A 25,137-nucleotide genomic window follows, 5' to 3' on the forward strand; every position below is an offset into this window, starting at 1 on the left:
CGCTCCCGCGCGAGACGAGAGGAGCCGATCATGCGATCGCTCGACGCCCCCTCGACCCCGCCGCCGCCGATCGCCGCGCGAACCCCCGGCCCGTCGCCCGTGATGACCCTCATGGTGATCCTCGCGACGATCGGGATCCTCGGCTACGCCTTCTTCCTGCTCAACCCCGCGAACCGCGGCGACGTCATCCCGTGGCTGCTCGTGATCACGGCGGAGTCCGTGCTCGTCTTCCATGCGCTGCTGTCGATGTGGACCATCCTCGCAGGCGCCGTCGACCCCCGGGACTTCGCGTTCCACCAGGCGAAGGCCGCGCTGTTCGGCCGGTCGCGCACGGGCGACCCGACGGAGTGGCCCCTCGAGCTCGACGGGCGACGCATCGCCGTCGACGTCTTCATCACGACGTACGGCGAGCCGCTCGACATCGTGCGCCGGACCGTCACGGGCGCGATGGCGATGCACGGCCGGCACCGCACATGGGTGCTCGACGACGGCCGCAGCGACGACATGCGCGACCTCGCCGCCGAGCTGGGCGCCCGCTACGTGCGGCGCCTCAGCTCCGGCGGCGCCAAGGCCGGCAACATCAACCACGCGCTCACGCTCGCGAAGGGCGAGTTCTTCGCGGTCTTCGACGCGGACTTCGTGCCCGACCGCAGCTTCCTGCTCGAGACCGTGCCGTTCTTCACCGACGACCGGGTCGCGTTCGTGCAGACGCCGCAGACGTACGGCAACCTCCACACGACGATCGCGAAGGGCGCCGGCTACATGCAGGCCGTCTTCTACCGCTTCGTCCAGCCGGGCCGGAACCGCTTCAACGCGGCGTTCTGCGTGGGCACCAACGTGGTTTTCCGGCGCACCGCGATCGACGAGGTCGGCGGCATCTACACCGACTCGAAGTCCGAGGACGTGTGGACCTCGCTGCTGCTGCACGAGCTCGGGTGGCGCTCCGTCTACATCCCCACGGTGCTCGCCGTCGGCAACGCCCCGGACACCGTCGAGGCCTACGCCAAGCAGCAGCTGCGATGGGCGACCGGCGGGTTCGAGATCCTGCTCACCCACAACCCGCTCAGCCCGCGCCGGAACCTCACCGCGGACCAGCGCATCCAGTACCTGGTGACGGCGACCTTCTACCTCACCGGCATCGCGCCGCTGCTCCTCCTGCTCGTGCCGCCGCTCGAGATCTACCTCGACCTGAGGCCGATGGCGCTGTCGATCTCGATCACCACGTGGCTCGTCTTCTACGCGGGCTTCTACGTCATGCAGATCGGGCTCGCGTGGTTCACGCTCGGCACGTTCCGCTGGCAGACGCTCACCCTCGCGACCGTGTCCTTCCCCATCTACCTCAAGGCGCTGGTCAACGCGTTCACGAGCCGCGACGTCGGCTGGACGTCGACCGGCAGCACCAAGGCGCGCTCGCCGTTCAACTTCATCGTGCCGCAGGTGCTGTTCTTCGTGTTCCTCGCGCTCACCTCGCTCGTCGCGATCTGGCGCGACTGGGACAACGGGGTCGTCACGCTGGCGACGGCGTGGAACGTCACCAACACGGTCATCCTCGGCGCGTTCCTCCTCGCCGCCCGGCGCGAGGCGCGCGCGCTGCGCCGCGGCCGGCCGCTCGCGCCCGACCGCGGCGGGCTGCCGGAGGCGCCGCCCGAGCCCGCGGTCGTGGTCGCGCGACCCGTCGAGGTCGCGCACGCCATCGCCGCGCGCGAGGCCGTCCCGGTGGGGGCCGCTGTCGCCGTCCGCGCCGATGCGGTGGCTCCGGCCCCGGTCCCCGCCGCGCCGCCGCCGCCAGCTCCGTCCGCGCCGCCCGCACAGACGACGCCCGCCGCGCCCGCGACCCGCGCGGATGCGCACCCGACCATCGTCCGGCCCGTGCTCCCCGCGACGCTCGGCCGGCGCGCACGACGGGAGCTCGCCTCATGACCTGGGGGAACCGCCTCAAGCTGGTGGCCGGCGTCCTCGCCGTGCTGCTCGTGGTCGCCGCCGCGACCCTGCTGTTCAACCGCCGCCAGTCGGAGGTGCTGAGCACGTCGGCCGAGATCCAGGCGTCCCGCTTCGACGTGGGCACCGACTACGGCGGGCTGGTGGTCGCGCAGTACGTCGACGACGGCGACACCGTCACGAAGGGCGACCGGCTGTTCGCCATCGACAGCCCGATCCTCGCGCGCGACATCAAGCAGGGCCTCATCGAGGCCGAGCCGGGCTCGCTCGCGAAGGACGGCACCGTCACGGTGCGCGCGAGCATCGCCGGCACCGTCGAGGACGTGACCGCGGACGTCGGCAGCTTCGCCGGGGCGGGCACGGTCATCGCCGCGATCGACGAGCGCGACAGCCTCTACACCGAGGCCGAGTTCGTCCTCACGCCGCGCGACTTCTCGCGCATCGTGGACGATGCGGCGGTCGAGCTGCGCCTGCCCGACGACTCGCTGCTCGCCGGCACCGTCGCGGACTACTCGGTCGAGACCGTCGAGGGCGCGGCGCGCGTCACCGTGCGGATCGAGTCCGACGCGCTCGTCGACGACGCCGACGGCGGCCTGGTCCAGGCGGGCACGCCCGTGGCCGCGACGCTGCACCTGCGCGACGACGGCCCGCTCGCGGGCGTCACCGACGCGCTCGGCGACCTCGCCCGCAAGGTCGGGCTGTGAGGCGAGCGGTCATGGCGGCGGCGGTGGCGGGAGCGCTGCTCCTGGCGGCATGCACGGGCGGGTCCGCGTCCCTCGACGGGGCGGTGCCGAGCGCCGCACCGGGACCGCGGGAGGGCGGACCGGATCCGTCGATCCTCCCCGAGGCGGCCGACGCGGGCGTCGCGACCCGGCTCGCCGACGACGTGGTGCCGCCGACGAACCGCTGGTACTCCGCGCTCGCCTTCGGCGACCCGGGCCTGCCGGTGTTCCCCAAGCCGCTGTCGTTCCAGGCGGTCGACGGAGGCTTCGCGATGGGCCTCACGCGGCCCGACGCGCAGCCCGACGCGATCCTCGCCCCCGCCGTCGCGGACCTCACCGTCACGGTCGCCGGGGCGTCGGGCTTCGGCGAGGTGGTGGACGCGAGCCCCGTGGCCGTCACGCTCGCGACCGGACCCGTCGCGCTCACCCTCGCGCAGGGCGTGCCCGTGGTCGCGGTCTCCTCCGACGGCGGCGCGGAGGCGGAGCTGTCCGCCGCCTTCGAGCCGGCGGGCGACGGGCTCGCCACCGCGACGATCGGCGCGACCGAGTACGGCATCGCCCTCGACGGCGCCTCCGTCGACGGCACCGCGCTCACCCTCGACCCGGGTGGCACCGCGCAGCTCTTCGCCGTGCCCGAGGGCGGCGAAGCGGCCGCCATCGCCGCCGCCCTCGGGCCGGTCGCGCGCGGCGCCGACGCGGAGTACGCGCTCGCCGACGCGGCCACCACGACGGTGACGTACGCCGACGAGCCCACCGTGGTCGCGGTGCCGGCGGCGCGCGCCGCGGACCTCGACTGCACGCTCGGCACGTACGCGACCATCGACGGGCCCTTCTCGGTGTGCCGCGCATCGTCCGTCTCGTGGGACGTGCCGCTGGTCGAGCCGAGCGCCTCGCTCGACCTGTCCGGGATCACGGACGCCGAGCGCGACGCGATCGCCGCGGCCTTCGCGGCCGACGCGGGCGCGGAGCCCGACCTGCCCGCGGACACGTACTTCGGGGCGAAGGCGCTGTACCGGCTCGCGAACCTGCTCCAGATCGCGGACGCGCTCGGAGAGGACGCGTACGCCGAGCAGCTCCAGGGCACGCTCGAGGAGCAGCTCGACCGGTGGGGCGACCCGGAGGGGTGCGCGGAGCGCGCCGAGCGCTGCTTCACGTACGACCCGGCGCTGCGCGGCGTGGTCGGGCTCGCGACCGCCTTCGGCTCGGAGCAGTTCAACGACCACCACTTCCACTACGGCTACCTGCTGTACGCGGCGGCCGTCGCGGGGGCGCGGGACCCGGAGCTGGCGGAGCGCATCGGCCCGGTCATGGACCTCGTCGCGGAGGACATCGCCGCGCCCGGCACGTCCGACGCGTTCCCGCTGAGGCGCGCGTTCGACCCGGTCGCGGGGCACTCGTGGGCGTCGGGCATCAGCCCGTTCGCGGACGGCAACAACCAGGAGTCGAGCTCGGAGGCGGCGCTCGCGTGGAACGCCGTCGCGCTGTGGGCCGACCTGCGCGGGGACGATGCCCTGGGCGGGTCCGCGCGGTGGATGCTGTCCGCGGAGTCGGAGGCCGCGACGCGGCTGTGGCTCGCTCCCGACCTCACCGGGCTGGACGGCTACGCGCACCCGATCGTCGCGATCGAGTGGGGCGCGAAGCGGGACTACGCGACGTGGTTCAGCGACGACCCCGCGGCGATGCTGGGCATCCAGGTCATCCCCGGCCAGCCCGCCGCGGCGGCGTACCTGGGCGCGGTGCCCGCGGAGCGCATCGTCGCGTCCGTCGACGAGGCGTGGGGGCAGGGTACGCCCGGCCAGTTCGCCGACTACCTGCTCATGTACCGGGCGCTCGCCGGCGACGAGGAGCGGGCGGCGGCGTGGGCCGCGGCGGTGGACCTGCCGGACTCCGCGATCGACGACGGGAGCTCGCGGACGTGGATGCTCGCGTGGATCGCCGCCGCGGGCTGAGCACGACGAGCGCGAGGTGCCGGGCGGCGCCCCGGGGCCGGACACGTACCCCGGGGGCCGCCGCGCCTCACATGAGCGCGGGCTTGCCCGGCGCCCCGTCGCTCCCCTGACCCTTGCCGTGGCCCGAGCCGTTGCCCTTGCCGCTGCCCTTCGACTGGCCCTCGACCAGCACCGCCGCGGTCCGCGCCGGGATGGTGAGCGTGCCCGTCTTGGCGGAGACCTTCGTGCCCTTCACCACCGGGTCGGAGCCCTTGGCGAGCGCGGGTGCGAGCCCGAACTTGCGTCCCTCGAGCTCGGGGAGCGTCTGCGTGATCGCCTCGGGCGACGCGTTGAAGACCACGAGCGCGCCGGCGAGCCCCGGGTCGACGTCCTCGCCCACGAGGTCGTCGATCAGCATGACGATGAGGCCGGGGGTCGCGTCCGTGCCGGAGCCCGGGAACGTCACCTTCTCCTCGATGAGGTCCGCGGAGCCGAGCCGCAGCAGCGGCACCTCGGAGCGCGCCTCGAGCAGGTCGAGCGCCGCCGCCTCTGCCGTCGCGATGTCGGCGGCGGCCGGCTCGAGCGACGGGTCCGCGAGCAGCGGGGCCATGATCGACCACTTGCCCTCGTTGTCCGCGGCCGGCGGCAGGCCCGAGCCGAAGGTCGACTCCTGCCCCGTCCAGTCGATCCGGTTGAACCAGTCGCCCGAGTTGTAGCTGTTGCGGTCGAGCGACTTCGAGCGCAGGAGCTCCGTGCCGGCGTGCCAGAACGAGGGGGTCTGCGCGAACGCCGTGGTCGCCAGCGACAGCGTGTTCATGCGCACGCGGTCCTCCATGGACGTGTCTGTCGGGAGCTTGAGCACGCCGAGGTCGAAGAGCGTCTCGTTGTCGTGCGCGTCCACGTAGGTGACGACCTCGTCGGGCTCGTCGGCGTAGCCGGCGGGCGAGCCGCGGTAGTCGAGCTCGTCGCCGCGCAGCACCTCCCCGGTCGAGGCGAGCAGCTCGTAGGCGCGGAGGTTGCCCGCGAGGCCGAGCTTCACGAGGTCGGTCTGGTGGGCGAGGTCCGCGAGAGCCTCCTCGGTGGTGCCGTTGATCGGGTCGCCGTTGGGGTCGGTGCCGAGGCCGGTGCCGAAGCCCTGCTGGAACGTCGACGAGCCGTCGACCGGGCTGCCGCCGTGGACGGCGTCGCGCAGGCGATCGGAGAACGTCCCGATCCCGGTGCCGCCGAGCTGGCCCTGCGTCGCCTGGTCGAACAGCGCGTTGTCCGCGACCTCGCCGAAGTTCCAGCCCTCGCCGTAGAGGTAGATCGCCGAGCCGTCCACGCCGTCGTCCTCGAGCGTGAGGGCGTCGAGCGCCGCACGGACGTCGAGCATGTTCTGACGCGAGTGGTGGCCCATGAGGTCGAAGCGGAAGCCGTCGACCTTGTAGTCCCTGGCCCACGTCACCACCGAGTCGACCATGAGCCGGCCGGCCATGGCGTTCTCGGTCGCGACGTTCTGGCAGCACGTCGAGGTCTCGATCGCGCCCGTCGCGCTGAGCCGCTGGTAGTAGCCCGGCACCACGCGGTCGAGCACCGACTTCTCCGCCTGGCCCGACTGCGCGGTGTGGTTGAAGACCTGGTCGAGCACCACCTGGAGGCCGTCCTCGTGGAGCGCGCCCACCATCTGGCGGAACTCGGCGACGCGCGCGCCGCCGTCCGCGTCCACCGCGTACGAGCCCTCGGGCACCGTGTAGTGGAACGGGTCGTAGCCCCAGTTGAAGCCGTCCTCGTCGGCCACCGCCACCACGCAGGCCTGCTGCTCGGCGGAGTCCGGGGCGAACGACTCGAGGTCGCAGTCCGGCTCGAGCTGGGCCGCACGGTCCTCCTCGATGGTCGCGAGGTCGAACGACGGCAGCAGGTGCACCGTGGTGATGCCCGCCTCCGCGAGCTGGCGCAGCTGCGCCCGCCCCGCTCCGTCCTCGGTGAAGGCGAGGTACGTGCCGCGCTTCTCGGCGGGCACCGCGGCGTCGCCGATCGAGAAGTCGCGGATGTGCAGCTCGTAGATGGTCTGGTCGACCGCGCGCTCGACGATCGGGGACGGGGTGTCCTCCCACGCGTCCGGACGCCAGGCCGGGTCGTCGAGGTCGATCGCGACCGAGCGCGCCGAGTTGAGCGTGAGGGCGACCGAGTACGGGTCGGTCACCTCGTTGGTCTCGATCGCACCAGTGGACGGCGCGTAGACCGCGACCTCCCAGAGGTACTCGACACCGTCGAGCGTGCCGTCGTCGGCCACCGACCAGATGCCCGTCGCCGGGTCGAGGGTCGCCGCGTGCCGCGCGGGGTCGCCGTCGGCGCCGGGCTCCCAGGCGAGCAGCGTCGCCTCCTGGGCCGTGGGCGCCCACACGTTCAGCGCGAGGCCGCCGTCGCCGTAGACGGCGCCGAGCCCGGTGCCGGCCGCCGCCTCCGCGTAGAGGTCGTCGAGCACGCCGGCGGTCTGCACGCCGGTGAACGCCGTGAGGTCGTCGCCGGACTGCTGCGCCACGGCGAGCTGCCCGCGCAGCATCTGCGCCACCGCGTCCCGGTCCGCGTCGAGGTGCAGCGCGACATAGCCGTCGAGCGCGCGGAAGCGTTCGAGCTGCGCATCGCTGAGGCCCTCGGGGACCACGGTGAGGTCGACGCCGTCGCCTCCGGTGACGGTGCCGTCCGCGACCGCGAGCGAGGCATCGGACGAGGCGTAGAGCCGGAACGCGTCACCGTCGCCCAGGTCGGCGGGCCATGCCAGCGTCTCCTGGTCGATCCAGTACGCGCGCGACTCCCCCGAGCCGGCCAGCGGCGGGTTGGCGACCTCGATGTCGAGGAGGTGCGTCGCGAGCGTGTAGCGGAAGGTCACCATCTCGCCGTCGTCGGTGGAGAAGGACATGTTCGCGCCGCCGGGCACGCCGTCCTGCCCGTAGTTCTCGTCCCAGCCGAGGCCGTGGGCGACCTTGATCTCGTACGCGCCGGCGGGGATCTCCGTCGTGCTGAGCTCGTAGACCCCGTCCTTGTCGCCGTCGGCCATGAGGCTGAGCAGGCAGTCGGGCTGCCAGTCGCCGGGGCAGCCGATCTCCTCCTGGTACGAGCCCGGCAGCGTGACGATGTCACCCTCGGCGGTCGACTGCACGATGTTGCTGCGCGCGTCGAAGTAGAAGGTCAGCGGGCCGCCGTCATGCGTGATCGCGATGTTGGGGCCGTCCTGGACGCCGTTCGCGCCGAAGTTGAGCGTCCACGAGCCGTCGATGGCGACCTTGTACTCGTAGCTGCCCGCCGGCACGTCGAACGTGCCGGTCCAGATGCCGGCCGGGCCCTCGGTCAGCATCGCGGCCTCGCACGCCGGGTCCCAGTTGCCCGCGCAGCCGATCTCCGACTGGAGGTCGCCCGCGATGGTGACCGAGTCGTAGGTCGTCTCGGGTTGCTCCTCCGCGACGATCGCGACCGAGTGGCCGACCGAGGCATAGGTCGAGGCCGCGGAGACCTGGCCCGCCGCGTCGACGGACACCGCGCGGTACTCGAGCAGCGTGCCGGCCGGCAGGTCGGGGACGTCGTGGAACACCCGCGGCGTCGCGGTCTCGGCGGTGCCGAGCGCGTGCCAGTCCGCGTCGCCCACGATGCGCCACGCGAAGCTCGTCTCGCGCCAAGCGCCGTCGGCCGCGGCGCGCACCGCGACCTGGCCGGAGAGGCCCGCGCCGGCTCCGGGCGCCGTCACCGTGAGCTCTGCCGCCTCGGCGGGCGCGCTCACCTCGCCGTCCGCGCGCAGGACCACCGCGCCCAGGGCGGGCACGGTCACCGTGGCGACCCCTGCATCGTCCGCCGTCACCGATACGGACGTGCCGTGGATGCCGGTGAACGTGGCGCCGGACGTGAGCGTCGGGATGTCGACCGTGAGGTCCGCGCCGGTGTTGTTGAGCGCGACGAGGTGCTCGATGCGCTCGTCGGGGTCGACGCGCGAGAACGCGTAGACGCCGGCGCCGTCGGAGACGTAGCGCTCGATCTGGGCGCCCGTGCTGAGGGCGGGGTAGCTCTCGCGCAGGGCGGACAGCGCGGCGATCTGCTCGTAGACCGGCACGTCGGTGTCGTAGCGGTCGACGCTGCCGACGGTCTCGCCGGTGAGGAGGGCCTGGTCCGTGTACTCGGTCACCTGCGACGCGAAGAGCGACTGGCGCGCGCTCTTGTCGTTGCCCGGGTCGGCGCCCATGAAGCCCTGCTCGTCGCCGTAGTAGACCACCGGCTGGCCGCGGCCGAGGAACATGAGCTCGTTGGCGAGCATCGTGCGCGCGAGCGGGGCGTCGGTGTTGCGCATGAAGTAGCCGACGCGGCCCATGTCGTGGTTGCCCAGGAAGGTCGGCAGCGCGGTCGCGGAGCTGTCGGGCGTCGTGTAGCGGTCGTCGCCCGCGTAGAGCGTGCTCAGCCCCTTGGCGGAGTTGCCGCTCGCGAAGCTGACGGCCGAGGACTGGAAGGTGAAGTCGAGCACCGAGGACATGTCGGTGTCGCGGATGTACGGAGCGAGCTTGACCGGGTCCGCGTCGTAGACCTCGCCGAACATGAAGAAGTCGGGCTTGCCGTTGGCCTGCGCGTACGCGAGGACCTCGGCGCTCCACTGCTCCCAGAACTCGAAGTTGACGTGCTTGGCGGTGTCGATGCGGAAGCCGTCGATCCCGAGGTCGATCCAGCCCTGGTAGACGTCGACGAAGCCCTCGACCACGGTCGGGTGCTCGGTCATGAGGTCGTCGAGACCCACGAAGTCGCCGTAGGTGACGGACTCGCCCGTCCAGGTCGAGTCGCCGCGGTTGTGATACAGCGTCGGGTCGTTGAGCCAGGACGGCACCTTGAGGTCGGCGTCCTCGGCCGCGACCACCGGCGTGTACGGGAACGAGGTGGCGGCGTCGAGGTCCGGGAAGGTGCCGGTGCCGGCGTAGTCGGCGGGGTCGAAGGCGGTGCCGGTCGCGTCGACATAGGGCTTGTCGGCCTGCTCGATGTAGGAGTACTCGCCCTCGGCGTAGTCGATGACGTCCGCGGTGTGGTTGGTGATGATGTCGAAGTAGACCTTGATGCCCCGGTCGTGGGCGTCGGCGATGAGGGCCTCGAGCTCCTCGTTGGTGCCGAGGTGCGGGTCGATCTGCGTGAAGTCCGTGACCCAGTAGCCGTGGTAGCCGGCGCTCGCATCGTCCCCGGTGCCCTGGACCGGCCGGTTCTTGAAGCTCGGCGTGAGCCAGATCGCGGTGGTGCCGAGCCCCTCGATGTAGTCGAGGTTCGCGGCGAGGCCGGCGAGGTCGCCGCCGTTGTAGAAGCCCTTGTCGGTGGGGTCGAAGCCGGTGGTGAGGCGGTCGCCGGTGAGCCCTCCCTCGTCGTTCGTGGCGTCGCCGTTGGCGAAGCGGTCCGTCATGACGAAGTAGAACTGCTCGTCCGATCCCGCCTGGCGCACGGGGTCGGCGACGAGCGCGTCGTCCTCCGCCGTGTAGCCGGCGCCGATCGAGATCACCTCGAGGCCGACGCGCTTCGCCGCGTCGTCGAAGAGGAAGCGCAGCGTGGCGGCGTTGGGGAGCGAGAGCGGGATGTTCGCGGCGCCGCCGTCGAGGCCGTAGGACTCGTCCCACGCATCGTCCACGGCCACCTTGTACTCGTACGTGCCGGCGGGCACGTCGAACTCGGCCGCGTAGAGGTCGGCGGTCCCGGTCGCGGCGAGCTCGGTCTCGACGCACTCGGGCTGCCAGTCGCCGGGGCAGCCGAGCTCGTCCTGGAGGTTGCCGACGAGCGCGAAGGTGCGGTCGGCGGCGGCGGAGGGCGCGGCGACGCCGGTGAGGGCGGCGAAGGCGACGGTGAGGGTGAGGAGCAGGAGGGCGGCCGTGCCACGCACGGTCAGCGGCTTGGACAAGGAAACTCCCAGGTTCGGGGCCACCACGCTGTGGCCTGGTCACGACGGTGTGATGCTGAGCGGTCCAACTGAGCGCGAGCGTATCGGTGCATGTAAACGCTTGCAAATCGAAATGGGCGAAATCTTCCGTGGAGGCGTCAGGGCCGCCGGCACCCGCCTCGCGTTGGAGGGGCCAGCTGCGGCCGACTGGCCCTGCAGGCGAGGGGCCAGACGGTGGCAGAATCTTCTGGTGACCCCCTCGCTCGACCGCCGCGGCCTCGCCTACGGTGCCTCCGCCTACTTCATCTGGGGGCTGTTCCCCCTCTTCATGGCCGCGCTCGAGCCGGCCGGCGCGCTCGAGATCGTCGCCTGGCGCTCGATCTCCTCGCTCGCCGTGTGCCTCGCGATCGTGCCGTTCGTGCGCGGGTGGGCGCGCATCGTCGCCGTGGTGCGGGACCGGAAGGTGCTCGCCAGGCTGGCGATCGCGTCGCTCGTCATCGCGCTCAACTGGGGCGTGATGGTCTACGCCGTGGTGACCGACCGGGTCGCCTCGACATCGCTCGGGTACTACATCAACCCGCTCATCACCGTGACGCTCGGCGTGGTGCTGCTGGGCGAGCGTCTTCGCCGGCTCCAGCTGGTGGCGATCGGCGTGGCGGCGATCGCCGTCGTGGTGCTCGCGGTCGAGATGGGCGGACTGCCGTGGATCTCGCTCGTGCTGGCGTTCAGCTTCGCGACGTACTCGTTCATCAAGAAGGACGTGGGCCACAAGGTAGACGCGCTCACGGGGCTGACCGTGGAGACCGCGGTGCAGCTGCCCGTGGCGATCGGGGTGCTCGCCTGGGTCGGGATCGCGGGTCAGGCGACGCTGTTCCAGCGCGGCGCCGAGGGCCTGGGCGGCTGGCACGACGCGCTCATGCTCACCACCGGCACGTGGACCGCGGGCGCGCTCCTCATCTTCGCGGCGGGCGCGCGACGGCTGCCGCTCAACATCTCGGGGCTGCTCCAGTACATCGCGCCGACCATGACCTTCGCGCTGGCCGTGTGGCACTTCCACGAGCCGATGCCGCCGGCCCGCTGGGCAGGCTTCGCGCTCGTGTGGGTCGCGCTCGTGCTCATCACGGCGGACTCGTGGCGCGCGCGGTCGCGGGTCAGGGATCCGCGGGCGGCCGAGTCGGGCAGGGTCACCGAGCCGGTCTGAGCCCGGGCGCGGGCGGGCCCGTCCGCCCTACCAGAGGGTGTGAAGCATCTCGGATCTGCCACCGATGGTGTCGCACTTCGCGACGAAGGCATGGAAGTCCGCGAGCTGGCTGCCGCCCTGCTCCTGGTCGAGCACCGCCAGGCGGCTGTGGTTCTCCGCGCCGGCCATGGTGGCATACGTCTCGCAGAGCAGGAACCGCACGCTGCCGTCCTCGCGCTGCTTCGACACGGTGTAGTGCAGGAGCGCCTCGTCACCCTCCGTCGGATGCGTGCGTCTCATCCACTCCGCATGGTTCGCGAAGAAGCGGTCGCCCTCGGCCTCGTGCTCCGGCGGACACCGGTACGCCATCGAGAACTGCGCTGTGCCGGGCTTCTCGGTCATGATTCCCCCCATGCTCGATTCCGGCGAGCGTAACCCGGCTCATCCGGGCCTGCAACGAGTGCCCGCGCACGCGATCGCGGAACCGAGCGCCCCGGGGTCGCGGCGTGGAAGGATCCCTACCCCGGGGCACGGGATCCGCGAGATCCGTCACTGATCCACCCACAAGACGCGCAGATCTGCCAGGACCGACCAGGGTCTACCCGTGGCGATTCGGGGGTGCGAGCGGCGCCCGCTGTCCGGCAGGTGGCGGGCTCAGGCCGCGCGGGCGACCAGCGCGTCCGCGAAGGCCAGCAGCGACGCCTTGACGTCGCCCTCGGGCAGCTGCGCGACCGCGTCCTTCGCCTGCGTGGCCCACGCGCGGGCCAGCGTCGCGGTCTCGTCGACGACCACGTGCGCGGACAGCCGCGCGACCACGTCGGCGAGCACCGCATCGTCCGACAGGTCGCCGTCGATCGCGTCGAGGAGCTCGTGGTCCGCGTCGGTGCCCTCGCCCGCGGCGAGCCGGCGGCGGAGCAGCAGCACGGGCATCGTGGGGACGCCCTCGCGCAGGTCCGTGCCCGGCGTCTTGCCCGTGGTGGCGGCGTCGGAGCGGATGTCGATGACGTCGTCGGCGAGCTGGAACGCGACGCCGGCGGCCTCGCCGTAGGCGGTCACCTTCTCGACGATGCTCGGCGGGCAGCCGCCGAACATCGCGCCGAAGCGCGCCGAGGTCGCGATGAGCGAGCCGGTCTTGTCCGCGAGCACCTGGAGGTAGAACGCGATCGGGTCGTTGGACTCGGAGGCCCCGACCGTCTCGTGCAGCTGGCCCAGGCAGAGGCGCTCGAACGTCTCCGCCTGGATCCGGACCGCCTGCGGGCCGAGGCCCGCGACCACCCGGGAGGCGCGCGCGAAGAGGAGGTCGCCGGTGAGGATCGCGACCGAGTTGCCCCACACCTCGTGCGCCGCGGGGGCGCCGCGACGCGTGGGCGCCGAGTCCATGACGTCGTCGTGGTACAGCGTCGCGAGGTGCGTGAGCTCGACCACGACGGCCGCGTCGAGCACCTCCGGTCGCGCGCCGTCGCCCAGCTGCGCGCACAGCAGCGCGAGCACGGGGCGCAGCCGCTTGCCGCCCGCGTCCACGAGGTGGCGCGAGGTCGCGTCGGCGAGCTTGTCCGACTGCGCGACCGCGTCGCGAAGCCGCTCCTCGACGAGCTCGAGCCGGGGCAGCAGCTCCGCCTCGAGCGCCTCGTTACCGATCGCCAGGGTCGCCATGCGCTAGCCCGCCGCTCCCAGCAGCAGCACGCCGGCATTCTCGAACGCGTCCAGCACGGGGCCGGGCACGATGCCGAGCAGCACCACGGCGACCGCGGTGAGCACGACGACGGCGCGCGCGAGCGGGCTGTGGTCGATCTCGACCGCGTCCTCCTGGCCCTCGGGCACGTCGGTGAGGAACATCAGCACGACGAGGCGGACGTAGAAGAACGCGGCGGCGGCCGAGGCGATCACGGCGATGAGCACGAGCGGCCAGCCGCCCTCGGAGATCGCCGCGGCGAACGCGACGAACTTGCCGACGAAGCCGGCGGTGAGCGGGATGCCCGCGAACGACAGCAGGAACAGCGCCATCGCGCCGGCCAGCCACGGCGAGCGCTTGCCCAGGCCCGCCCACTGGCCGAGGCGCGTGGCCTCGCCCATGACGGTGCCGTCCTCGGACTTCTCGCGCACCTGCGTGATGATCGCGAACGCGCCGAGCGTCGCGAGGCCGTACGAGGCGAGGTAGAAGGGCAGCGCCGACAGCGCGCCGTCGGGGAAGCCCGCGAACGCGACGAGGATGAATCCGGCGTGCGCGATGGACGAGTAGGCGAGCATGCGCTTGAGCTCGGTCTGGACGAGCGCGACCACGGTGCCGAGCAGCATCGAGGCGATCGAGACGCCCCAGATGAGCCACGACAGCTCCCACTCGAGGCCGTAGAACGCCTCGTACACGACGCGCAGCAGCGCCGCGGTGGCGGCGGCCTTGGTCGCGGCGGCCATGAACGCGGTGACCGGGGTCGGGGCGCCCTGGTAGGCGTCCGGGGTCCACGAGTGGAACGGCACGGCGCCGATCTTGAAGAGCAGGCCCACGACGACCATGACGGCGCCCGCGAGCACGAGCGCGTCGACGCCGCTCGCCGAGGCGACGCCCTGGGCGATCTCGGTGTACGACGTGGAGCCGGTCGCGCCGTAGAGGAAGGCCGCGCCGAACAGCAGGATCGCGGACGAGAAGGCGCCCAGCAGGAAGTACTTCAGCGCGCCCTCGTGCGAGAGGAAGCGGCGGCGGCGCGCGAGCGCCACGAGGATGTACAGCGGCAGCGAGAAGACCTCGAGCGCGACGAACAGGAAGATGAGGTCCGTCACCGAGGTGAAGAGCATCATGCCGCCGACCGCGAACAGCGCGAGCGGGAACACCTCGGTCACCTGCATGCCCTTGCGGCGCGCGAGGGTCTCCTCGGTCGAGCCGGGCGCGACCGAGCCCAGCGGCGTGAAGGCCTCCTCGCCGGCGCGCGTGCGCGCGGCGAACAGCAGCGTGCCGAGCGTGCCGAACACGAGGATGAGCACCTGCCACGCGAGCGACTGGCGGTCGACGGTCAGCATCCCGTCGAGGACCACGGTGCCGGCGCCCTCGAGGCCCACCCACTGGACGATCGCGGTGCCGGCGGCGGCCAGCAGCGCGACGACGGAGACACCCAGCTGCACGCGACGGCGGGTCTCCGCCGAGCGGACGAACGACTCGATGAGGATCGCGACCGCGGCGGCGCCGAGGACGATGATGACGGGCGCGAGCGGCGCCCAGGCGATCTCGGGGGTCGTGAAGGTCACTGACCTGCCTCCTCGGTGGGAACGGTGGCCACGATGTCGGCCGAGGGCGCGCGCAGCGTGTCGATCGCGATGCCGGGCAGGAAGCCGAGCACCAGCATCAGCGCGATGAGCGGCCACAGCACCACACGCTCACGGCGCGTGAGCTCCATGACGGGCTTGCGGCTCTCGGGCGCGGGGCCGGTGAAGACCTTCTGGTAGGTGAGCAGCACGTACAGCGCCGCGAGCACCACGCCGACCGCGGAGATGATCACCGCGACCTTCGCGACGGAGAAGGCCCCGATGAGGACCATGATCTCCGACACGAACGGCGACAGGCCGGGCAGCGCGAGCGCGCTCAGGCCGATGATGAGGAACGTGCCCGCGAGGACGGGCACCACGCGCTGGAGGCCGCCGTAGGCGGTGACGTCCGCGGTGCCGTAGCGGTGGATGAGGAACCCGACCGCGAAGAACAGCGCGCCCGTCGACAGGCCGTGGTTGAACATGTAGAACGCCGCGCCCTCGATCGAGGTCTGCGTGAAGGCGAAGATGCCCAGCACCATGATGCCGAAGTGGCTCACCGAGGTGAACGCGACCAGGCGGAGCATGTCCTTCTGGCCGATCGCGAGCAGCGCGCCGTAGATGACCGACACGACGGCGAAGCCGATGATGACCGGCGCGGCCCAGGCCGCGGCCTCCGGGAACAGCGCGACGCACAGCGTGAGCATGCCGAACGTGCCGATCTTGTCGAGCACGGCGACGAGCAGCGCGGTGGTGCCCGGGCGGGCGGTCTCGGCGACGGTGGGCAGCCACGTGTGCACGGGCACCATCGGCGCCTTGATCGCGAACGCGAGGAAGAAGGCGAGGAAGATCAGCCGCTCCGCCGTGGTCGACATGTCGAGCCCGGTGAGGTTGTCCGTGAGGAACGCCTGGTCGCCGCCCGGGCCCTGGAAGTACAGGGCCACGACGCCGACGAGCATGACGAGGCCGCCGGCGAGCGAGTACAGGAGGAACTTCACCGCGGCGTAGCGGCGCTGGCCGCCGCCGAACGAGCCGATGAGGAAGTACAGCGGGATGAGCATCGCCTCGAACAGCACGTAGAAGAGGAAGACGTCGCGGGCGGCGAAGATGCCGACCATGAACGCCTCGCTCAGCAGGATGAGCGCGAGGTAGTGCGTGCGGCGTGCGGGGTCCTTGTCCTCCCACCAGCCGGCGAGGATCGCCAGCGGGGTGAGGAGCGCGGACAGCACGATCATCAGCAGGCCGATGCCGTTGACGCCGAGCGCCCAGCTCGTGCCGATCTGCGGGATCCACGCATAGGTCTCGGAGAACTGGATGGTGCCCGCGGCGGACGTGTCGAACTGCAGGAACAGCACGACGGCGAGCACGAGCTCGACTCCGGTGATGGCGAGCGCCAGCTCGCGCACCCGGGCGCGCGCCCCGCCGGGCAGGGCCCAGAGCAGGACGGCGCCGAGCGCGGGCAGCGCCACCATGACGGAGAGGATCGGGAACATGGTTTAGAGACCCCCCTGCACCACGACGAGGATGATGATGACGAGACCCACCAGCATGGTCAGCGCGTACGAGCGCACCTGACCGTTCTGCGTCTTGCGCACGGACTCGCCGGTTCGGGCGAAGCTGTGCGCCGTCTTGTCCACCGCACCGTCGACGAGCGCCGCGTCGGCGTACACGAGGGTGCGGGTGAGGTGGGTGCCGGGGCGCTCGAAGACGCCCCGGTTGACCGAGTCCTGGAACATGTCGTTGCGGGCCGCGATGGTGGCCAGCGAGGCCGCCGGGGCGGTCTCGGGCACATCGGCGGCGCCGTACTTCCGCCACGCGACCCACACGCCGAGCGCGACGAGCAGCAGCGTCGCGACCATGATGACCGGCACCGGGAGGACGGGCTCGTGGTGCTCTGCGTGGCCGGTGACGGGCTCGAGCCAGTCGGTGAAGCGGTCGCCCATCGCGAGGAAGAGGCCGAGGAAGGCCGACCCCACCGCAAGGATGATCATCGGCACCGTCATGAGGGCCGGCGACTCGTGCGGGTGCTGGTCGTCGGTCCAGCGGGCCTTGCCGTGGAACGTCATGAAGAACAGGCGCGACATGTAGAACGCCGTGAGGCCCGCACCGATGAGCGCGGCGCCGCCGAGGATCCAGGGCTGCACGCCCTCGCCCACGAAGGCGGCCTCGATGATCTTGTCCTTCGACCAGAAGCCGGAGAACGGCGGGACGCCCAGGATCGCGAGCCAGCCGAGGCCGAAGGTGACCCAGGTGGTGACCATCGCGGTGCGCAACGCGCCGTAGCGGCGCATGTCGACCTGGTCGTGCATGCCGTGCATGACGGAGCCCGCGCCGAGGAACATGCCGGCCTTGAAGAAGCCGTGCGTGACGAGGTGGAAGATCGCGAAGGCGTAGCCGATGGGGCCCAGGCCGGCGGCGAGCATCATGTAGCCGATCTGCGACATGGTCGAGGCGGCGAGCGCCTTCTTGATGTCGTCCTTCGCCATACCGATGAGCGCGCCGAGGATGAGCGTGAACGCACCGATCGCGGCGACGACGGTCTGCGCGGCGGGCGCGCCCTCGTAGATCGGCGCCGAGCGCACGATGAGGTAGACGCCCGCGGTCACCATGGTCGCGGCGTGGATGAGCGCCGACACCGGGGTCGGACCGGCCATCGCGTCGCCCAGCCAGGACTGCAGCGGGAACTGCGCGGACTTTCCGGTCGCGGCCAGCAGCAGCATGAGGCCGATCGCGGTGAGCTGCGCGGTCGACGCCTCCGGCGCGGCGGCGAACACCGTCGCGAAGTCGACGCCGCCGAGGTACGTGAACATGAGGCCCATCGCGATGATGAGCCCGATGTCGCCGATGCGGTTGACCACGAAGGCCTTGTTGGCGGCGGTCGCGTACTCGGGCTTCTGGTTCCAGAACCCGATGAGGAGGTACGACGCGAGGCCCACGCCCTCCCAGCCGACGAACAGGAGGAGGTACGAGTCCGCGAGCACGAGCAGCAGCATCGCCGCCACGAACAGGTTGAGGTAAGCGAAGAAGATGCGCCGGTTCGGGTCGTGCTCCATGTACGCCACGGAGTAGATGTGGATGAGCGTGCCGACGAACGTCACGAGCATCACGAACGTCATCGACAGCGGGTCAACGAGCAGGCCGGCGTCGACGTTGAGCTCGCCGCCGGGGATCCAGCTGAAGAGGTGGACCGCGTGCGCACGGTCGTGCGCGTCGAGGCCGAGCATCTGGATGAGCGCGAGCAGTCCGACGACGAACGCGGTGCCGGAGGCGGCCACGCCGAGCCAGTGCCCCCACGGGTTCGCGCGCTTGCCCAGGAGCAGCAGCACGAAGCTGCTCGCCAAGGGCACGGCGATGAGAAGCCAGGTCAGGTCAAGCATGTCAGCCCTTCAGCTCAGCGGGTTCGTCGAGCGAGATGGTCTGGCGCGCGCGGAAGACCGCGATGATGATCGCGAGTCCCACGACGACCTCCGCGGCCGCGACCACCAGCACGAAGAACGCCATGATCTGGCCGTCGATCTCACCGTGCATGCGGGAGAAGGAGACGAGCGCGAGGTTGGCGGCGTTGAGCATGAGCTCGACGCCCATGAAGGCGATGATCGCGTTGCGGCGCAGGAGCACGGCCGCCGCGCCGATCGCGAACAGGATGCTCGCGAGGATGACGAAGTTGATGGGGTCCATCAGCGGTCGCCCTCCTTGCGCGACGGGTCCTCGAGCTGGGCGCGGTACTCCTCGCCCAGCTGGGTCTGGCTGCGCGTCTTCAGCACGCGCGAGACCGAGTCCTCGATCGGCTGGCCCTCGGGGTCGAGCGCGGGCACGTCGAGCGCGTTGTGGCGCGCGTACACGCCCGGCATCGGCTTGTTCACCGGGTTCGCGCCCATGAGCACGCGGTCGCGCTGGACCTCGAGCTGCGTGCGGCGCGGCTTGAGGCGCGGCGTGTGCGTGAGCACGAGCGCGCCGACCGCGGCGGTGATGAGGAGGAAGCCGAGCACCTCGATGACGAGGACGTACTTCTCGAAGAGCATGATCGCGATGACGTCGGGCTCGCCCTGCACGCCGACCTCCGCGGTCGGCAGCGCCGTCCGGCCCACGATGGATACGAGGAAGGCGCCCAGGCCGGCCGCGGTGAAGAGGCCGATCCAGCGCTGGCCCTTGATGGTCTCCTTGAGCTCCTCGCGCTGGTCGACGCCGACCAGCATGAGCACGAACAGGAAGAGCATCATGACCGCGCCGGTGTAGACGACGATCTGCACCATGCCGAGGAACGGGGCGCCGAGCGCCACGTAGGCGGTCGCGAGGCCGACCATGACGAGCACCACGGACATCGCGACGTGCACCGCCTTGCGGGCGAACAGCAGCGACAGCGCCGGGATCACGGTGATCGCGGCGATGATCCAGAAGAGGACGGCGTTGACCATCAGGCGCGACCCCCGCCCTGGTTCTCGACCGTCGTCGCCCCGCGGTTCTCGGGGAGCGTCGGGTCGTCGGGACGGTGCTCGCGCACCCACGCGACCTGCTCCTCGACGGGCCCGTCGACCTCCTGGCGGTAGTACGAGCCGTCCGTCGTGCCGGGCACCATCGGGTGCGGCGCGGCGAGCATGTTCTCGCCCATCGGGGCGAGCAGGTCCTGCTTCTCGTAGATGAGGCCCTCACGCGTCGGACCGGCGAGCTCGTACTCGTTGGTCATCGTGAGCGCGCGGGTCGGGCAGGCCTCGATGCACAGGCCGCAGAAGATGCAGCGCAGGTAGTTGATCTGGTAGACGCGGCCGTAGCGCTCGCCGGGGCTGACCTGGTGGTCGGGCGTGTTGGAGTCCGCCTCGACGTAGATCGCGTCCGCGGGGCACGCCCACGCGCACAGCTCGCAGCCGATGCACTTCTCGAGGCCGTCGGGGTGACGGTTGAGCTGGTGGCGGCCGTGGTAGCGCGGCATCGTCGGCACCTTGACCTTGGGGTACTGCTCGGTCACGGTGGGACGGAAGAAGTTCCGAAGGGACACGCCGAAGCCGGCGACGGGCGCGAGCGCCTCGCCGATCGGCCCCTTCTTGGGCAGGTTGGACTCGAACGTCTCGCGCTGCGCGTCGCGCTCGCGGTTGACCTTCCAGACCTCGTCGGACCCGCTCACTCGGAGTCCTCCTCTCGTGTGCCGGCATGCGCCTCGACCGTGCGGCCCGAGCGCGGCGATGGGGGCAGGACCTGGTGCGGCATCGGCGGCACCGGGTAGCCGCCGGCGAACGCGTCGAGCACCTCGGGCTCGGCGTCCTCGTCGACCTGGTCCGCCTTCTTCGCCTGCTCGTCGGAGACGAAGCTCCACACGGCGACGACCAGCAGGATGGCGACCACGCCGGCGACCGCGTCGTAGACGTTGAGGTCGCGGTCGAAGTGGTCGAAGGCCGCGCGGCCGACGGCGAAGAACACGAGCCAGCCGAGGCCCACCGGGATGAGGATCTTCCAGCCGAACTTCATGAACTGGTCGTAGCGGAAGCGCAGCACGGAGCCGCGGATCCACACGAACACGAACATGAGCAGCCAGATCTTCAGGATCAGCCACAGCGGCGGGAAGATGCCGGTGTTGAGGAATTCGGCGCCGGGCCACGAGGCGGGCCACGGGGCGCGCCAGCCGCCCAGGAACAGCGTGGAGGCCACGGCCGACACGTTGATCATGTTCATGTACTCCGCGAGGAAGAACCACGCGAACTTCATGGAGGAGTACTCGGTCATGAAGCCGGCGACCAGCTCGCCCTCGGCCTCGGGGAGGTCGAAGGGCAGGCGGTTGGTCTCTCCGACCATGGAGATGACGTAGAGGATGAACGCCGGGAACAGCGGCCAGATCCACCAGCGGTCGGTCTGCGCCTCGACGATGCCGGACGTGCTCATCGTGCCCGAGAGCATGAAGACGGTGACGAGCGACAGACCCATCGCGAGCTCGTACGAGATGACCTGCGCGGTGGAACGGATGGCGCCCATGAGCGGGTACGTCGAGCCGGAGGCCCAGCCGCCCAGCACGATGCCGTAGACGCCGAGCGCGGCGCACGCGAGGACGAACAGGATCGCGACGGAGAAGTCCGTGAGCTGCAGCGGCGTCGTGAAGTCGGTGCCGTAGATGCGCGTCTCGGGCCCGAACGGGATGACCGAGAAGATCAGCAGCGCGCAGAACACCGAGATCATCGGCGCCGCGACGTAGAGCACCTTCTCCGCCTTGCGGACGCTGATGTCCTCCTTGAACAGGAGCTTCATCGCGTCGGAGACGGACTGGAGGAGGCCGAACGGGCCCAGGCGGTTGGGGCCGGGGCGCTCCTGCAGGCGGCCGATGACGCGGCGCTCGAACCACACCGCGAACAGCACCGAGGTGAGCAGGAACACCACGACGAGGACGGCCTTGACGATGACGACCCACAGCGGGTCGGCGGCCAGGGCCTCCGCGACGGGGACGCCCGACGTGGACGCGAGGACGGTCATCACGCCGCTCCCTTCACCGAGACGACGGCTCCGGCGGCCGCGCGCAGGTCGCGCGCCACCCAGGAGCCGGGGGACTTCACGGGCACCCAGACCACGCCGTCGACCATGCCCTCGGTGACGACGAGCGGCAGCTCGACCGCGCCGGCCTCCGTGGAGACCTCGACGCTCACGGCGTCGCCGAGCGACGCGGCCGTGGCGGCGGACATGCGGGCGACCGCGACGCGGCCGGTGCCGGCGAGGTAGGGCTCGCCGTCCTGCAGCGCGCCCTCGTCGACCAGCTGGTGCCAGGTGGCGAGGACCGCGGCGCCCTTCTTGGGGCGCGGGTTGCGGGCCGGGGCCTTGACCTTCGCGGCGGCGGGACGATGCGCGGCCTCCGCGGCGCCCAGCGCCGCGAGCTCCGCGTTGACGGCCTCGACGGTCCCGGTGCCGAGCTCGACGCCCCACTCGCGGGCGAGCAGGTCGAGCACGCGGTGGTCGGACATCGCGTCGGTGCGGATCGCCGTCGCGAACGCGCGCAGGCGGCCCTCCCAGTTGACGAACGTGCCGGGCTTCTCCGACGGCGGGGCGACGGGCAGGACCACGTCGGCCGCCTCGGCGATCTCCGAGCGGCGGACCTCGAGCGACACGACGAAGCCGGCCGACTCGAGCGCGGCGGCGACGTCGCCGGTGAGGTCGGAGGCGCTCACGCCGCCGACGACCAGCGCGCCGATCGTGCCCTCGGCCGCGGCCTTGACGATGCCGGCGGTGTCGCGGCCCTTGGCCGACGGCAGCGCGTCCACACCCCAGGCCGCGGCGACGGCGTCGCGTGCGGCCTTGACGGACACGGCGCGGCCGCCGGGCAGCAGGCCGGGCAGCGCGCCCGCCTCGACGGCGCCGCGCTCGCCGGCGCGGCGCGGGATCCACGCGACGCGGGCGCCGGTGGACGAGGCGAGGTCCTGGGCGGCGGCGAAGGCGCCGGGCGCCTCGGCCGCGCGCTCGCCGAGCACGATGACGGCGCCGGGCTGCGCGAGCGCCTCCCGGACATCCGCGGGAAGGTCCGCGAGGACGGCGGCCTCGCGGCCGGGCGCCGCGGGCACGAGCGTCGCGCCGAGCTTCTCGGAGCCGCGCGACAGGAACGGCGCGACGGCGACGACCTGCTGGCGGCCGAGGGACTTGCGCAGGCGCAGGAAGACCACGCCGCCCTCGTCCTCGGGCTCGAAGCCGACGAGCACGACCGTAGGCGCCTTCTCGAGCTCGCCGAAGGTCACGCCGAGGCCGGTGCCGGCCACCTGCGCGCCGAGGAACGCCTGCTCCTCGTCGCTCGCGGTGCGGGCGCGGGCGTCGACGTCGTTGGTGCCGAGCACCACGCGGGCGAGCTTCTGGTACGCGTACGCGTCCTCGAGGGTGACGCGGCCGCCGGCGAGGACCGCGGCGCCCCGCGCATCGTCCCCGGTGGTCTGCGCCTTGATGCCGGCCGCGGCGGCGGCGAGGGCCTCGGGCCACGACGCCTCGACGAGCTCGCCGTCCTTGCGGACGAGCGGGCGGGTCAGGCGGTCGGACAGGTTCTGCCACGCGAACGCGAAGCGGTCCTTGTCGGAGATCCAGTCCTCGTTGACGACCGGGTCGTTCTCCGCGAGGCGGCGCAGGATCTTGCCGCGGCGGTGGTCGATGCGGATCGCCGAGCCCGACGAGTCGTGCTCGGAGATGCTCGGCGACGACACGAGGTCGAACGGGCGCGAGCGGAAGCGGTACGCGGCGGAGGTCAGGGCGCCCACGGGGCAGATCTGGACCGTGTTGCCGGAGTAGTACGAGGAGAACGCCTTGCCGGCCTCGTCGACGGTGGCGGCGCCCACGGGGCGGTAGCCGTCGAAGTCGAGGACGTCCTCGTCGAACGTGCCGATCTGCTGCTGCGCGCCGCGGTTCTGGAGGTCGATGAACGCGTCGCCCGCGATCTCCTTGGAGAAGCGCGTGCAGCGCTGGCACAGGACGCAGCGCTCACGGTCGAGCAGGATCTCCGAGCTCAGCGCGAGGGGCTTCTCGAAGACGCGCTTGACGTCGACGAAGCGGCTCTCGGGGCGCCCGTGGCTCATGGCCTGGTTCTGCAGGGGGCACTCGCCGCCCTTGTCGCACACCGGGCAGTCGAGCGGGTGGTTGATGAGCAGCAGCTCCATCACGCCCTTCTGGGCGCGGTCGGCCTCCTCCGAGGTGTGCTGCGTGTTCACCACCATGCCCTCGGTCACCGTCATGGTGCACGAGGCCTGCGGCTTCGGGAACGCGCGCAGCTTGCCCTCGGGACCCGCCGGGCTGGCGACGTCGACGAGGCACTGACGGCACGCGCCCGCGGGCTTGAGCGCCGGGTGGTCGCAGAAGCGCGGGATCTCGATGCCGACCTGCTCGGCCGCACGGATGATGAGCGTGCCCTTGGGCACGGTGACCTCGGTGCCGTCGATCGTCAGGGTGACGGTGTCGACGACCTCCGCTGCCGGCTTGTCCGCGGTCGCGGTCATGCGTGCGCCTCCTCGGTCGCGGGCGTGTCGGAGTAGTCGAAGAGCGCGGCGGCGCTGTGGTCGAACGGGCAGCCGCCCTGCTCGACGTGCGCCTCGTACTCCTCGCGGAAGAGCTTGACGGAGCTGATGATCGACGACGTCGCGCCGTCGCCGAGCGCGCAGAACGAGCGGCCGGCGATCGAGTCGCACGTGTCGAGCAGCTGCTGGATGTCCGCCTCGGTGCCGCGGCCCGCCTCGATGCGCTTGAGGATCTGGGTGAGCCAGTAGGTGCCCTCGCGGCAGGGGGTGCACTTGCCGCAGGACTCGTGCTTGTAGAACTCGGTCCAGCGGGTGACCGCGCGGACCACGCACGTGGTGTCGTCGAACAGCTGCAGCGCGCGCGTCCCGAGCATCGAGCCCGCCGCGCCCACCGACTCGTAGTCGAGCGGGGTGTCGAGGTGGTCCTGCGTGAAGATCGGGGTCGACGAGCCGCCGGGCGTCCAGAACTTCAGCTCGTGGCCCTCGCGGATGCCGCCCGCGAGCTCGAGGAGCTCGCGCAGCGTGATGCCGAGCGGCGCCTCGTACTGGCCGGGGCGCGTGACGTGCCCGGACAGCGAGAACAGGCCCATGCCCTTGGAGCGCTCGGTGCCCATCGCGGTGAACCACTCGACGCCCTTGTCGACGATCGCCGGCACGGATGCCACGGACTCGACGTTGTTGACGACGGTGGGACGCGCATACAGGCCCGCGACCGCGGGGAACGGCGGCTTGAGGCGCGGCTGGCCGCGACGGCCCTCGAGCGAGTCGAGCAGCGCCGTCTCCTCGCCGCAGATGTAGGCGCCGGCGCCGGCGTGGACGGTGACGTCCAGGTCGAAGCCGCTGCCGTGGATGTCCTTGCCGAGGTGGCCGGCCTCGTAGGCCTCGCGCACGGCCTGCAGCAGGCGGCGGTACACGTGGACCACCTCGCCGCGCAGGTAGATGAAGGCGTGATTGCAGCCGATCGCGAAGGACGTGATGATGACGCCCTCGATGAGCGCGTGCGGCGCGGACATCATCGTGGGGATGTCCTTGCACGTGCCCGGCTCGGACTCGTCGGCGTTGACCACGAGGTAGCGGGGGCCGCCGTCGTCCGGGGGCAGGAAGCCCCACTTCATGCCGGTGGGGAAGCCCGCGCCGCCGCGTCCGCGGAGGCCCGAGTCCTTGACGGCCTGGATGAGGTCGCCGGGCTCCATGCCCAGGGCCTTCTTGAGCGGCGCGTAGCCGCCCGCGTCGGTGTAGGTGTCGAGGCTCCAGGACTGCTCGGAGCCCCAGGTCGCGCTGAGGACGGGGACGAGGTCGGTCACTTGGCCGC

16 protein-coding genes are annotated in these 25,137 nt (G+C 71.8%); 4 read left to right on the plus strand and 12 right to left on the minus strand.

Features of this window, described 5'->3' with window-relative positions; all coding sequences use genetic code 11:
• Positions 1-30: 30 nt before the first annotated feature.
• Genes AOM07_RS11250 through AOM07_RS11260 form a run of 3 tightly spaced genes read left to right on the plus strand, consistent with a single transcriptional unit; the run spans position 31 to position 4,609 of the window.
• Positions 31-1,920 (plus strand): glycosyltransferase family 2 protein, encoded by a 1,890-nt coding sequence (locus tag AOM07_RS11250; RefSeq protein ID WP_062313858.1) that lies wholly within the window; start codon positions 31-33, stop codon positions 1,918-1,920.
• Positions 1,917-2,642: an efflux RND transporter periplasmic adaptor subunit gene (locus AOM07_RS11255; RefSeq protein WP_062313860.1), complete on the plus strand. Its 726-nt coding sequence runs from the start codon at positions 1,917-1,919 to the stop codon at positions 2,640-2,642. The genes AOM07_RS11250 and AOM07_RS11255 overlap by 4 nt, the downstream gene beginning before the upstream one ends.
• The gene (locus AOM07_RS11260; RefSeq protein WP_156171916.1) at positions 2,639-4,609 is read left to right on the plus strand and encodes a glycosyl hydrolase; all 1,971 of its coding nucleotides are present in this window, start codon (positions 2,639-2,641) and stop codon (positions 4,607-4,609) included. The genes AOM07_RS11255 and AOM07_RS11260 overlap by 4 nt, the downstream gene beginning before the upstream one ends.
• 67 nt (positions 4,610-4,676) lie before the next feature.
• Here the strand turns inward: AOM07_RS11260 and pulA are convergent, their stop codons facing one another.
• On the minus strand, positions 4,677-10,475 hold the full coding sequence (gene pulA / locus AOM07_RS11265) for a pullulanase-type alpha-1,6-glucosidase (RefSeq protein WP_084830273.1): 5,799 nt from the start codon (positions 10,473-10,475) through the stop codon (positions 4,677-4,679).
• A gap of 229 nt (positions 10,476-10,704) precedes the next feature.
• Between pulA and rarD the strand changes: the two genes are divergently transcribed.
• Positions 10,705-11,655, plus strand: coding sequence for an EamA family transporter RarD (rarD, locus tag AOM07_RS11270; RefSeq protein ID WP_062313864.1), 951 nt, complete (start codon positions 10,705-10,707; stop codon positions 11,653-11,655).
• A 27-nt stretch (positions 11,656-11,682) separates the two neighbouring features.
• Here the strand turns inward: rarD and AOM07_RS11275 are convergent, their stop codons facing one another.
• From AOM07_RS11275 to nuoF, 11 genes are all read right to left on the minus strand, one after another.
• The gene (locus tag AOM07_RS11275; protein WP_062313866.1) at positions 11,683-12,036 is read right to left on the minus strand and encodes a hypothetical protein; all 354 of its coding nucleotides are present in this window, start codon (positions 12,034-12,036) and stop codon (positions 11,683-11,685) included.
• Positions 12,037-12,288: 252 nt separating this feature from the next.
• Positions 12,289-13,287: a polyprenyl synthetase family protein gene (locus AOM07_RS11280; protein WP_062313868.1), complete on the minus strand. Its 999-nt coding sequence runs from the start codon at positions 13,285-13,287 to the stop codon at positions 12,289-12,291.
• Positions 13,288-13,290: 3 nt separating this feature from the next.
• A complete protein-coding gene (nuoN, locus tag AOM07_RS11285; RefSeq protein ID WP_062313870.1) occupies positions 13,291-14,871 on the minus strand; it encodes an NADH-quinone oxidoreductase subunit NuoN in 1,581 nt (526 codons plus the stop codon).
• The gene (locus tag AOM07_RS11290; RefSeq protein ID WP_062313872.1) at positions 14,868-16,361 is read right to left on the minus strand and encodes an NADH-quinone oxidoreductase subunit M; all 1,494 of its coding nucleotides are present in this window, start codon (positions 16,359-16,361) and stop codon (positions 14,868-14,870) included. The genes nuoN and AOM07_RS11290 overlap by 4 nt, the downstream gene beginning before the upstream one ends.
• Before the next feature lie 3 nt (positions 16,362-16,364).
• A complete protein-coding gene (nuoL, locus tag AOM07_RS11295; protein ID WP_062313874.1) occupies positions 16,365-18,245 on the minus strand; it encodes an NADH-quinone oxidoreductase subunit L in 1,881 nt (626 codons plus the stop codon).
• Position 18,246: 1 nt separating this feature from the next.
• Complete coding sequence (gene nuoK / locus AOM07_RS11300; RefSeq protein ID WP_062313876.1) at positions 18,247-18,546, minus strand: NADH-quinone oxidoreductase subunit NuoK; 300 nt, start codon at positions 18,544-18,546, stop codon at positions 18,247-18,249.
• Entirely contained in the window at positions 18,546-19,283 is a 738-nt protein-coding gene (locus tag AOM07_RS11305) for an NADH-quinone oxidoreductase subunit J (RefSeq protein WP_062313878.1), read from the minus strand. The genes nuoK and AOM07_RS11305 overlap by 1 nt, the downstream gene beginning before the upstream one ends.
• Entirely contained in the window at positions 19,283-19,915 is a 633-nt protein-coding gene (nuoI, locus tag AOM07_RS11310; protein ID WP_062314065.1) for an NADH-quinone oxidoreductase subunit NuoI, read from the minus strand. The genes AOM07_RS11305 and nuoI overlap by 1 nt, the downstream gene beginning before the upstream one ends.
• A gap of 68 nt (positions 19,916-19,983) precedes the next feature.
• A complete protein-coding gene (gene nuoH, locus AOM07_RS11315; RefSeq protein WP_062313880.1) occupies positions 19,984-21,321 on the minus strand; it encodes an NADH-quinone oxidoreductase subunit NuoH in 1,338 nt (445 codons plus the stop codon).
• On the minus strand, positions 21,321-23,807 hold the full coding sequence (locus AOM07_RS11320) for an NADH-quinone oxidoreductase subunit G (RefSeq protein WP_062313881.1): 2,487 nt from the start codon (positions 23,805-23,807) through the stop codon (positions 21,321-21,323). Before AOM07_RS11320 ends, nuoH begins: the two co-directional genes overlap by 1 nt.
• Positions 23,804-25,129 (minus strand): NADH-quinone oxidoreductase subunit NuoF, encoded by a 1,326-nt coding sequence (gene nuoF, locus AOM07_RS11325; protein WP_062313883.1) that lies wholly within the window; start codon positions 25,127-25,129, stop codon positions 23,804-23,806. Before nuoF ends, AOM07_RS11320 begins: the two co-directional genes overlap by 4 nt.
• Positions 25,130-25,137: the final 8 nt, after the last annotated feature.

Source organism: Demequina rhizosphaerae (genome assembly GCF_000971255.1).
Taxonomy (GTDB): Bacteria; Actinomycetota; Actinomycetes; order Actinomycetales; family Demequinaceae; genus Demequina; species Demequina rhizosphaerae.

What these genes read in the sequence shown, in the direction of transcription:
- AOM07_RS11280 (WP_062313868.1), bottom strand. Translation starts at nt 13,287, where the DNA reads ATGGCGACCCTGGCGATCGGTAACGAGGCGCTCGAGGCGGAGCTGCTG.
- AOM07_RS11250 (WP_062313858.1), top strand. Translation starts at nt 31, where the DNA reads ATGCGATCGCTCGACGCCCCCTCGACCCCGCCGCCGCCGATCGCCGCG.
- nuoK (WP_062313876.1), bottom strand. Translation starts at nt 18,546, where the DNA reads ATGGACCCCATCAACTTCGTCATCCTCGCGAGCATCCTGTTCGCGATC.
- nuoL (WP_062313874.1), bottom strand. Translation starts at nt 18,245, where the DNA reads ATGCTTGACCTGACCTGGCTTCTCATCGCCGTGCCCTTGGCGAGCAGC.
- AOM07_RS11275 (WP_062313866.1), bottom strand. Translation starts at nt 12,036, where the DNA reads ATGACCGAGAAGCCCGGCACAGCGCAGTTCTCGATGGCGTACCGGTGT.
- AOM07_RS11290 (WP_062313872.1), bottom strand. Translation starts at nt 16,361, where the DNA reads ATGTTCCCGATCCTCTCCGTCATGGTGGCGCTGCCCGCGCTCGGCGCC.
- AOM07_RS11320 (WP_062313881.1), bottom strand. Translation starts at nt 23,807, where the DNA reads ATGACCGCGACCGCGGACAAGCCGGCAGCGGAGGTCGTCGACACCGTC.
- nuoH (WP_062313880.1), bottom strand. Translation starts at nt 21,321, where the DNA reads ATGACCGTCCTCGCGTCCACGTCGGGCGTCCCCGTCGCGGAGGCCCTG.
- AOM07_RS11305 (WP_062313878.1), bottom strand. Translation starts at nt 19,283, where the DNA reads ATGGTCAACGCCGTCCTCTTCTGGATCATCGCCGCGATCACCGTGATC.
- AOM07_RS11255 (WP_062313860.1), top strand. Translation starts at nt 1,917, where the DNA reads ATGACCTGGGGGAACCGCCTCAAGCTGGTGGCCGGCGTCCTCGCCGTG.